This is a genomic window from Trichococcus flocculiformis (assembly GCF_900113645.1).
In the GTDB taxonomy this organism is placed as follows: Bacteria; Bacillota; Bacilli; order Lactobacillales; family Aerococcaceae; genus Trichococcus; species Trichococcus flocculiformis.
Map to the genome: position 1 here is coordinate 1 of NZ_FOQC01000070.1, position 9,414 is coordinate 9,414.

The 9,414-nt window shown below is 47.0% G+C and carries 6 protein-coding genes; 3 read left to right on the forward strand and 3 right to left on the reverse strand.

Annotated features, from left to right (window positions below; translation table 11 throughout):
• Positions 1-280 precede the first annotated feature (280 nt).
• The gene (locus BMZ71_RS13740) at positions 281-865 is read left to right on the forward strand and encodes a TetR/AcrR family transcriptional regulator (RefSeq protein WP_086990790.1); all 585 of its coding nucleotides are present in this window, start codon (positions 281-283) and stop codon (positions 863-865) included.
• A gap of 44 nt (positions 866-909) precedes the next feature.
• Here BMZ71_RS13740 and BMZ71_RS13745 read toward each other — a convergent pair whose 3' ends face one another.
• The 3 genes from BMZ71_RS13745 to BMZ71_RS13755 are packed head-to-tail and all read right to left on the reverse strand — an operon-like array spanning position 910 to position 4,334.
• Positions 910-1,377 (reverse strand): SprT family protein, encoded by a 468-nt coding sequence (locus BMZ71_RS13745; RefSeq protein ID WP_086990792.1) that lies wholly within the window; start codon positions 1,375-1,377, stop codon positions 910-912.
• Between the two features lie 13 nt (positions 1,378-1,390).
• Positions 1,391-3,574, reverse strand: a complete 2,184-nt coding sequence (locus BMZ71_RS13750; RefSeq protein WP_086990794.1) for a Tex family protein — start codon at positions 3,572-3,574, stop codon at positions 1,391-1,393.
• Between the two features lie 52 nt (positions 3,575-3,626).
• A complete protein-coding gene (locus BMZ71_RS13755) occupies positions 3,627-4,334 on the reverse strand; it encodes a metallophosphoesterase family protein (RefSeq protein WP_086990796.1) in 708 nt (235 codons plus the stop codon).
• A gap of 337 nt (positions 4,335-4,671) precedes the next feature.
• On the opposite strand from BMZ71_RS13755, the gene BMZ71_RS13760 reads away from it, so the two are divergent.
• Complete coding sequence (locus BMZ71_RS13760; protein ID WP_086990798.1) at positions 4,672-6,135, forward strand: NCS2 family permease; 1,464 nt, start codon at positions 4,672-4,674, stop codon at positions 6,133-6,135.
• A 316-nt stretch (positions 6,136-6,451) separates the two neighbouring features.
• The gene (locus BMZ71_RS13765; RefSeq protein WP_086990799.1) at positions 6,452-9,124 is read left to right on the forward strand and encodes a cation-translocating P-type ATPase; all 2,673 of its coding nucleotides are present in this window, start codon (positions 6,452-6,454) and stop codon (positions 9,122-9,124) included.
• Positions 9,125-9,414: the final 290 nt, after the last annotated feature.

Genomic DNA, 9,414 nt, shown 5'->3' on the forward strand with positions numbered 1-9,414 from the left:
CCAAAAACACAATAACAATCGCACTCCGTGCTTCTTTTCGTCTCTAAGAGACATTTTGAAAGGGAAAAAATAACAACTCTGCCAAAAATCCAATATTGCAGATGAAATAGGGTTATTCATATCAAGATTTGGTATGGTATGAATAATTCAGGTAATTTGTTGTTTATACAATCCACAGAATCGATACGGTTGTGCAAAAAATGAAGACTTCGATTAAATATGTCGTTTTTTTGAACACTAAGAATGAAACTATTGTTTTTCAATAAGGAGGTTTTTTTCCATGTTAAATGAATCAAACAGCAAAAGTGCGCGGCGAACGAAGCTCTTATTCAAGGATGCATTGATGCGGTTATTGGAAACGGAAAGTTTCGCTTGCATCTCCGTAAAAGACATAGTGGAAACCGCCGATTATAACCGCACCACTTTCTACAACCATTACTATGATAAATTTGATCTGCTGGATGATGTGACACAGGATTTATTGGATGGGTTGGCGATTGCGGTCAAAGAAAGTTTCGAAAGTTATCACAAAATGCATCTCATGTCGATGAAATCTGCAGATATCACGTTTTTCGATTATGTCTACCAGCATCGGAACCTTATCTATAACTGCAAAAAGAACGAAACGAAAAAGGATCTTTCGCATATCTGCGCCCAAACGATCTACGACAAGCTAATCGAAATTTGGACACCATTAGTAAGCATGACGGAACAACAATTGACCTCCTATGCTAAAATATTTTCCTATACTTTGGTAGGTACCATTCACGGCTGGATCTACGAAGATTTTGTGACGCCGCCGGATAAAATCCGAGAAGAATTTATGCATTTTTATAATCACGCCCACAATCATAATTTGAAATAATTTAAAAGCCGGAAAGTCATCAACGACTTTCCGGCTTATTTTCTTTATCGAGTTGTTATTTGGCTCTTCAATCGCAGTTTACCCTTGCACTTCCCACAAACATACTTCTTCAGATCAATCCTTCGCTTCCGCGGATAAAGCTGCCCGCATGCACTGCAACTGTACAGCCATTTCGGCGGCACAATAGTTCCAGTTTGCCGTAGATCTTTTACGAACCGGCTGCCGCCGCTTTCCTTCAGCAGCTTGCGGAAATCGGCATCCCGATGCAGGTAGCCCCGGCCCTCCAGATGCAAGTGGTAGTGGCAGAGTTCGTGTTTCACAACCTTCTCCATTTCCTCCGCCCCGTGCAGTTCCAGCACCAAGGGATTGAAATCCAAATCGTGGCTTCCCAGGTGGTAGCGTCCGCCTGTCGTCTTGAGGCGGCGGTTGAAGCTGGCGCGGTGGCGGAACGGTTTATCAAAGACCGCTTGTGAAATATCTTCCACCAACCTTTGCAGTTCTTGTTCGTTCATCAATTGTTCCTCATTATTTTTGCGGCAGCATCGTCAGGGCAACGCGGCCTTTGTTCGTGTCGACATGATCGACCCACACGGTTACGATATCGCCGACCGCGACCACATCGGAAGGATGTTTGACGAAGCGATTGCTCAGTTTGGAGATGTGGACCATGCCATCCTGTTTGACGCCGATGTCGACGAAGGCGCCGAAGTCCACGACATTGCGGACGGTTCCTTGCAGTTCCATGCCCGGTTTCAAATCTTCCATTGAGAGCACATCCTGGCGCAGCAATGGCTGCGCGATGTCGTCGCGCGGATCGCGGCCCGGTTTGGTCAAACCGGCGATGATATCCTGCAACGTTTCCTTACCGAGACCGGTTGCTTCGCGGGCTTTGGTGCGATCCAACGCTCCCAGCGCTTCACGGGCTTGTTCGGTTCCGATGTCCTTCAGGCTAAGCCCAGCCAGTGCCAGCACTTCTTTGGCGGCCGGATAGGATTCGGGATGGATATCGGTGTTGTCAAGGATGTTCTTGCCCCCAGCAATGCGCATGAAGCCGACCGATTGTTCGAAAGCCTTCGGGCCGAGACGCGGCACTTTCTTCAATTGTTGGCGGCTGTCGAAAGCCCCATTCTCTTCGCGGAAAGTGACGATGTTATTGGTGATGGTTTTGTTCAGACCGGCAACGTGCTGCAGCAATGGCGCACTGGCCGTGTTCAGGTTGACGCCGACTTGGTTCACGGCGGTTTCGACGACGAAGTCCAAGCGTTCGCCCAACTGTTTTTGGGAAACGTCATGCTGATACTGGCCGACACCAACCGATTTCGGATCGATCTTCACCAATTCGGCAAGCGGATCCTGCAGACGGCGCGCGATGCTGACGGCACTGCGTTCTTCGACCTGGAAATCAGGGAATTCCTCACGAGCGATATCGCTGGCGGAATAAACCGAAGCGCCCGCTTCATTGACGATAGCGTAGTAGACCGTATTCAGCACTTGCTTAATCTGCTCGGATACGAATAGCTCGGACTCGCGGCTAGCGGTTCCGTTCCCGATGGCGACCATTTCGACTTTGTAGTCCTGAAGCATTTTGCGGAAAGCCGGACCGGCAGCAGCGCGTTTTTCCTGGTTGGCTGGTTTGTGCGGATAAATAACGCTCTTCGCCAATACTTTACCGGTCGCATCGACGATCGCCAACTTGCAGCCGGTACGGTAAGCCGGATCCAAACCAAGCACCACTTTGCCTTTCAAAGGCGGCTGCAGCAACAGGTTGCGCAGGTTGTCGCCGAAGACGTCGATCGCTTGCGCATCGGCGGCTTCGGTCAATTCGTTGCGCAGTTCGCGTTCGATGGCCGGTCCAATGAAACGGCGGTAGCTGTCTTCATTGGCGGCCTTCACGTACGGCGCAGCGATACTGTTCGGATTCTTCAGAACTTTCTTCGACAAATACGCGAAGATTTTCTCCTCATCGACCGCGATCGCAACCTTCAGGATGCCGGTTTTTTCGCCGCGGTTCATAGCCAGGATGCGGTGCGGTACGGCCGTGGCCACACCTTGGGAAAAATCGTAGTACATCTCGAAGACGCCCTTTTCGTCGCTCTCGGCATCCTTCACCGTGCTGACGACCTGGCCGTTTTTGCGCGTGAACTCGCGGATATGTTCGCGGTAAGCCGGTTCATCGCTGACGATTTCGGCGATGATTTCATGGGCCCCAGCCAAAACGTCTTCTATAGTAGAAAGTTCCATTTCCTCATTCAGGAATTCCTTGGCCTTCGCCTCTACTGATAAGGATCCGCTCGTCGGTCCGTTCATCAGCCACTCGGCAAACGGAGCCAAGCCTTTTTCGCGGGCGATTGCGGCTTTCGTACGGCGTTTTTGTTTGTAGGGACGGTATAGGTCTTCAACGCGTTGCATCTTTTCGGCGCGTTCGATATCCGCTTTGAGCTTTGGCGTCAGTTTGCCTTGCTCTTCGATGATGCGGATGACTTCTTCCTTGCGCTTGTATAGGTTCGTCGCGTATTGGTGGCGCTCTTCTATTTCGCGGATCTCGACCTCATCGAGCGATCCGGTCGCTTCCTTCCGGTAGCGCGCGATGAAAGGGACGGTATTACCCTCTTCCAATAGCTGCAGTACTTTTTCGATTTGTGCGGGTCTGAATTGGCTTAGCTCTGCTTTCACCAAGTCCATAACGATTTGTTGAGCTGTTTCTGTCATAGTGTTATTTATTCCTGCCTTTCAAAACAAAAATGCCGTTTCGGCACCTTCATCATTTCTGTGTTATATGGTCCGCTTTCAGACCGGTTTTGTCAAATACGACGCCGTGCAGCGATCCGCCGTAGACGGCTCCGCCATCGATACCGATCTTATCGTCCGAGATCCAAAGGTCCGATCGATCGTTATCGCCGTGGAGATAAAAAGTTGGGGTATGCCCGAACACGATTGTTTTGCCGCTGCGATTCTTCTTTTTGTGGAACGGTTCGCGGATCCAGAGGAAGTCCTCTTCGGAGCTGTCGTGCCAATCTTTCTTCCCCAAATCTACACCGGCATGGACGAACACGTATTGTTCCCATTCATAGTACAAAGGAAGCTCAGCCAAAAAAGCGAGCAGATCCTTGTAGTAATGTTTCATCATCAGGGCGATTTCAGTAGGCGAATACTCTTCATCGATGCGCTCATGCAGAAAACTTTCCAAGGAACCCAAACCGCCGTTCAGAAAATAATTGCCTGCGTATTCCTCCGGCTTCGCGATGAAATTCATCAGGATAGCCTCGTGGTTGCCCTTCAGATAAATAGCACCGTACTTCTCCACCAGTTCCTTCGCCAGCAGAAAACAGGCTTTCGAGTTTTCGCCGCGGTCCCCTAGATCGCCGATAAAAATCAGCTGCTGCTTCTCGCGGTCCCACTTTTCCAATAATTTCTTCAGTAAGGTGATTTCCCCATGGACATCGCCCACCACAAATACTTCTTCTTTCATGCTCTGCACCTTCTTTCGTCCAGACTGCTTCGGTACTTCTCATTTTAGCATATCACCCGCTTTCCTGCTCAGGCATATTTACCGAAAAAGATCCTATTTTCCTGAAATGCTAACGTTAAGAAGTAATAGCAGCGTTTTTGAACCGCTTTCATTACTGGATCAGGCAAATCACGAACATTAAACTAACAAATTGATTAAATCATTCACTTATTTATTGCAAGCCTTAGGGTGATTGGTTATAATAGTCGAGTGGCAAGCAAGGAATGCATTTGAAATCATTTATTGTATCTGTTTCCTGTCGCTGCCGAAAAAAATTCAGATGGGAGATCTTTTCAAAATGGAAAATTTCTTTAAACTCAAAGAGCACGGAACAACAGTTTCCAAAGAAGTCGTTGCCGGAATCACAACTTTCTTCGCAATGTCTTATATTATCTTCGTCAATCCAGCAATCCTTTCTTTATCAGGAATGCCTAGCCAAGCAGTCTTCTTGGCAACAATCATTTCCGCTGCAGTCAGCACTTTGGTGATGGGCCTTTTCGCCAACGTACCTTATGCTTTGGCACCGGGTATGGGCTTGAACGCCTTCTTCACTTTCACTGTCGTCTTCTCGCTTGGCTTCACCTGGCAACAAGCTTTGGCCATGGTATTCATCTGTGGGATGGTCAACGTTCTGATCACTGTAACCAAAATCAGAAAAATGATCATCAAATCGATCCCTGAAAGCCTGCAGCACGCAATCAGCGGCGGGATCGGCATCTTCATCGCTTATATCGGAATCAAAAACGCCGGCTTCCTTGAATTTACTTCCGACGCTGGCTCCATCACAGCGATCAATGGCGCTCCTTACGATGCAACGGCTGAAACGTTCACTGGCGGTGTAGGCACAGTCATTACTGGCGGCGGCATCGTCCCTGCTTTGGTTAATTTCACGCAAATGCCAGCATTATTGGCTTTGATCGGTTTGATCCTTACAGCTGTATTGATGGTCAAAAATGTCCGTGGCGCAATCCTTATCGGTATCGTTGCGACCACTTTGTTGGGTATCCCGATGGGTGTTGTTGATATTTCAACAGCAAGCCTGCAAGCAAACTCGCTTGCAACAGCTATTTCCGAACTAGGTGTAACATTCGGTGCTGCATTCGGTTCAGAAGGTCTTTTGTCCTTGTTCTCCGATGTTTCCCAATTGCCTTTAGTATTGATGACCATCTTCGCATTCAGCCTTTCCGATACTTTCGACACAATCGGTACATTCATCGGAACTGGTCGTCGTACTGGTATTTTCTCTGCAGAAGATGAAAAAGCGCTTGAAGAAGGATCCGGATTCAGTTCGAAGATGGATAAAGCTTTGTTCGCCGATTCAGTCGGTACGGTAATCGGTTCGATCTTCGGTACTTCAAATACGACTACTTACGTTGAAAGTGCTGCCGGTATCGGTGCTGGCGGACGTACTGGTTTGACTGCAGTTGTTGTTGCCGGCATGTTCATCATCAGCGCATTCTTCGCACCGCTGATTGGTGTTGTTCCCGCTGCTGCAACAGCTCCGGCTTTGATTCTTGTAGGTATTCTGATGATGGGATCATTCACGGAAATCAACTGGCATGATCTCGAAGATGCAATCCCTGCTTTCTTCGCATCCATCTTCATGGGTCTTTCTTACAGCATTTCCTACGGTATCGCAGCCGGCTTCTTCTTCTACTGCATCGTGAAAGTCGTAAAAGGAAAGTCGTACGAAATCCACCCGATCGTTTGGTTCTCTTCGGCTTTATTCTTGGCAAACTTCATCATTTTGGCATTGCTTTAATAGGACTGGGCGCATTTCCGAAAAATACGGAAATGTGTCTTTTTTTTTAAATGTTTTCGTTTTCGGTAATAAATTGTTGCGATTCCTTGCTTTTGTCGATATAATTAACCCGAGTGTTAAACTGAATATCTCCATAGGGGAGTAACTAGCAGTACAAGGCTGTGGTAATGTCAACAATAAGTAGAGTAATCCTATCTGCTGGTGTTACCTTAAATAGTGAGACTTATGCATACAGTGTTGTCTGATGGACAATTTTATGCATAGGTCTCTTTTCATTTTAACACTACTACATTCAGGTTAAGAGAGGGGAAATACTGTGTCAAAAGAACAACTGAATAAAGCGTTCTTCGCGCAAACGGAAGAGGAAGTCTTAGCTGAACTTAACTCGACTAGAGATGGACTTACCAAAGAGGAAGCCGCGAAGAGATTGGCTGAGTATGGAGAGAACGTACTAGAAGCAGGTGAAAAACGCACCACTTTGCAAAAATTCTTGGACCAATTCAAGGATTTCATGATTCTCGTTCTATTAGCTGCAGCAATCATTTCTGGTACTATCGGTCATGAAATCGCTGATGCCATCATCATCTTAGCTGTTGTTATCATAAACGCATTCTTAGGTGTATTCCAAGAGAACAAAGCCGAAGAAGCAATCGAGGCTTTGAAGAAAATGGCTTCACCGCTTGCCAACGTAAAACGTGGCGGAGAAGTTATCCAAGTCAAGTCCGAATTGCTTGTGCCTGGTGACATCATCGTTTTGGAAGCCGGAGATGTTGTTCCTGCAGATATCCGCCTTTACGATGTCAATTCCCTTAAAGTCGAAGAAGCTGCTTTGACTGGTGAGTCTGTACCGGTCGAAAAAGACTTGCGCGACGTTGAAACAGACGCTCCTTTAGGTGACCGCAAAAACATGGCGTTCTCAAGCACAAACGTTACTTATGGCCGTGCGGAAGGTGTCGTCGTCCTTACAGGGATGAACACCGAAGTTGGACATATCGCGAACATGCTGCAAAACGCTGAAGAAAAGAAAACACCATTGCAGATCAACCAAGACCAAATGGGTAAATCTTTGACGATTCTGATTTTGGTCATCGCTGTATTGATGTTCATCATAGGATTCGGATTCAATGGCCGTCCTTGGTTGGATATGTTGATGGTTTCCATCTCCGTTGCCGTTGCCGCTATTCCTGAAGGTTTGCCTGCCATCACAACAATCATCTTGGCATTGGGTACGCAAAAAATGGCCAGCAGAAATGCGCTTGTCCGCAAGTTGCCTGCTGTTGAAACATTGGGTGGTACTGAAGTTATCTGTTCCGACAAAACCGGTACATTGACTCAAAACAAAATGACGATCGAAAAAGTTTACTACGATGGTCAAGTCCACGATGCTGATGAAAACATCGACTTGGAATTGCCTGTCATGAAGATCATGAACTTGGCAAATGACACAAAAATCGCCAACGACAAATCGTTGATCGGTGACCCTACTGAAACAGCAATGGTTCAATATGGTTTGGAAAAAGGTTTTGACTTGTCCGCTAAATTGGTAGACATGCCGCGTGTTGCTGAGGTACCTTTTGAATCAGACCGCAAATTGATGTCCACGATCCACCCAGAAGGTGACCAATTCTTGGTCGCTACCAAAGGGGCTCCTGATGAGTTGTTGAAACGCTGCACGCACATCATCAAGACTGGCGTCATTTCTCCAATCACAGACGCTGACAGAAAAGAAATCCTGGACACCAACCACAGCTTGGCTATCCAAGCATTGCGTGTATTGGCGATGGCATTCAAAAACGTCGCTGCTGTACCTGCAAAAATGACGACTGAAGCAGTCGAAACGGACTTGGTGTTTGCAGGTCTTATCGGTATGATCGACCCTGAACGTCCGGAAGCGAAACAAGCGATCGCTCAAGCACAAAAAGCTGGTATCCGTACAGTCATGATCACGGGTGACCACAGAGATACTGCTTCTGCAATCGCAACGCGTTTAGGCATTTTGGATGAAAACACTTCTGCTGGCTCAGTCATTACCGGCGCCGAATTGAATGATATCTCTGATGATGATTTCTTGCGCACGGTTCAAAACTATTCAGTTTATGCCCGTGTTTCTCCTGAACATAAAGTACGTATCGTTAAAGCTTGGCAAGATAACGGCAAAGTGGTCGCCATGACTGGAGACGGCGTGAACGATGCCCCTTCATTGAAACAAGCTGACATCGGTATCGGTATGGGTATTACAGGTACGGAAGTTTCTAAAGGTGCTTCCGACATGGTATTGGCTGATGATAACTTCGCAACAATCGTTCACGCGATTGAAGAAGGACGCAAGGTTTTCGCAAACATTCAAAAAGCGGTTCAATACTTGCTTTCCGCTAACTTGGGTGAAGTATTGACCTTGTTCATCGCTACTGTTTTGGGTTGGCAGATCCTCGAACCAATCCACTTGCTGTGGATCAACTTGGTTACGGACGTATTCCCTGCTATTGCTTTAGGTTTGGAAGAAGCTGAGAAAGATGTTATGGAACAAGCGCCTCGTGGTCGTTCTTCCAACTTCTTCTCGAACGGCGTATTCACCAGCATGATCTACCAAGGTATCTACGAAGGTGGTATCACCTTGTTCGTATTCTGGTTGGCGACTATCTACTACGGATATGAACTGCACATTGGTGAAGCAATGGCCTTCTTAACATTAGGATTTATCCAGTTGTCGCATGCCTTCAACTGTAAATCCGTCTTCAAATCATTGTTCTCTGTCAACCCGTTCGGCAACAAAATGTTCAACTACGCAGTCTTGCTGTCGTTGTCATTGATGCTGATGGTGGCATTCGTTCCAGGATTAAACACAATCTTCGGAATCTATGATATGACCGGTCAACAATGGATGATCGTTATTGCAGCTGCTTTGTCGGTAATCCCATTCGTAGAGATCATGAAAGCTATCTTGCGCGGTATCGGATACGACAAAAAAGTGAACCAGATCAAAGAATAATACATGAATATTTAAAAACCCCATCGCGACTTATGGTCGTGATGGGGTTTTCTTTTGCGGTTTGGGTTGAAGGCCTGGATTTTGGATTGAGATTCCCCGCCAAAACCATTTTGGCGGGGAATCTCGCGGTGTCAGCGGGAGATTTAGCCCGCCGAAGTAGTTTTGGCGGGTTTTCGTGTAGTAGTCGTGACTGATTTTCCCCGCCAACTTTATTTGAGGCTGCTGAAAAAGTCGCTTAGAGAATGTAAAAAGCATCAACAAAAATCATTTCACCATTTCTCGCTTGCTAT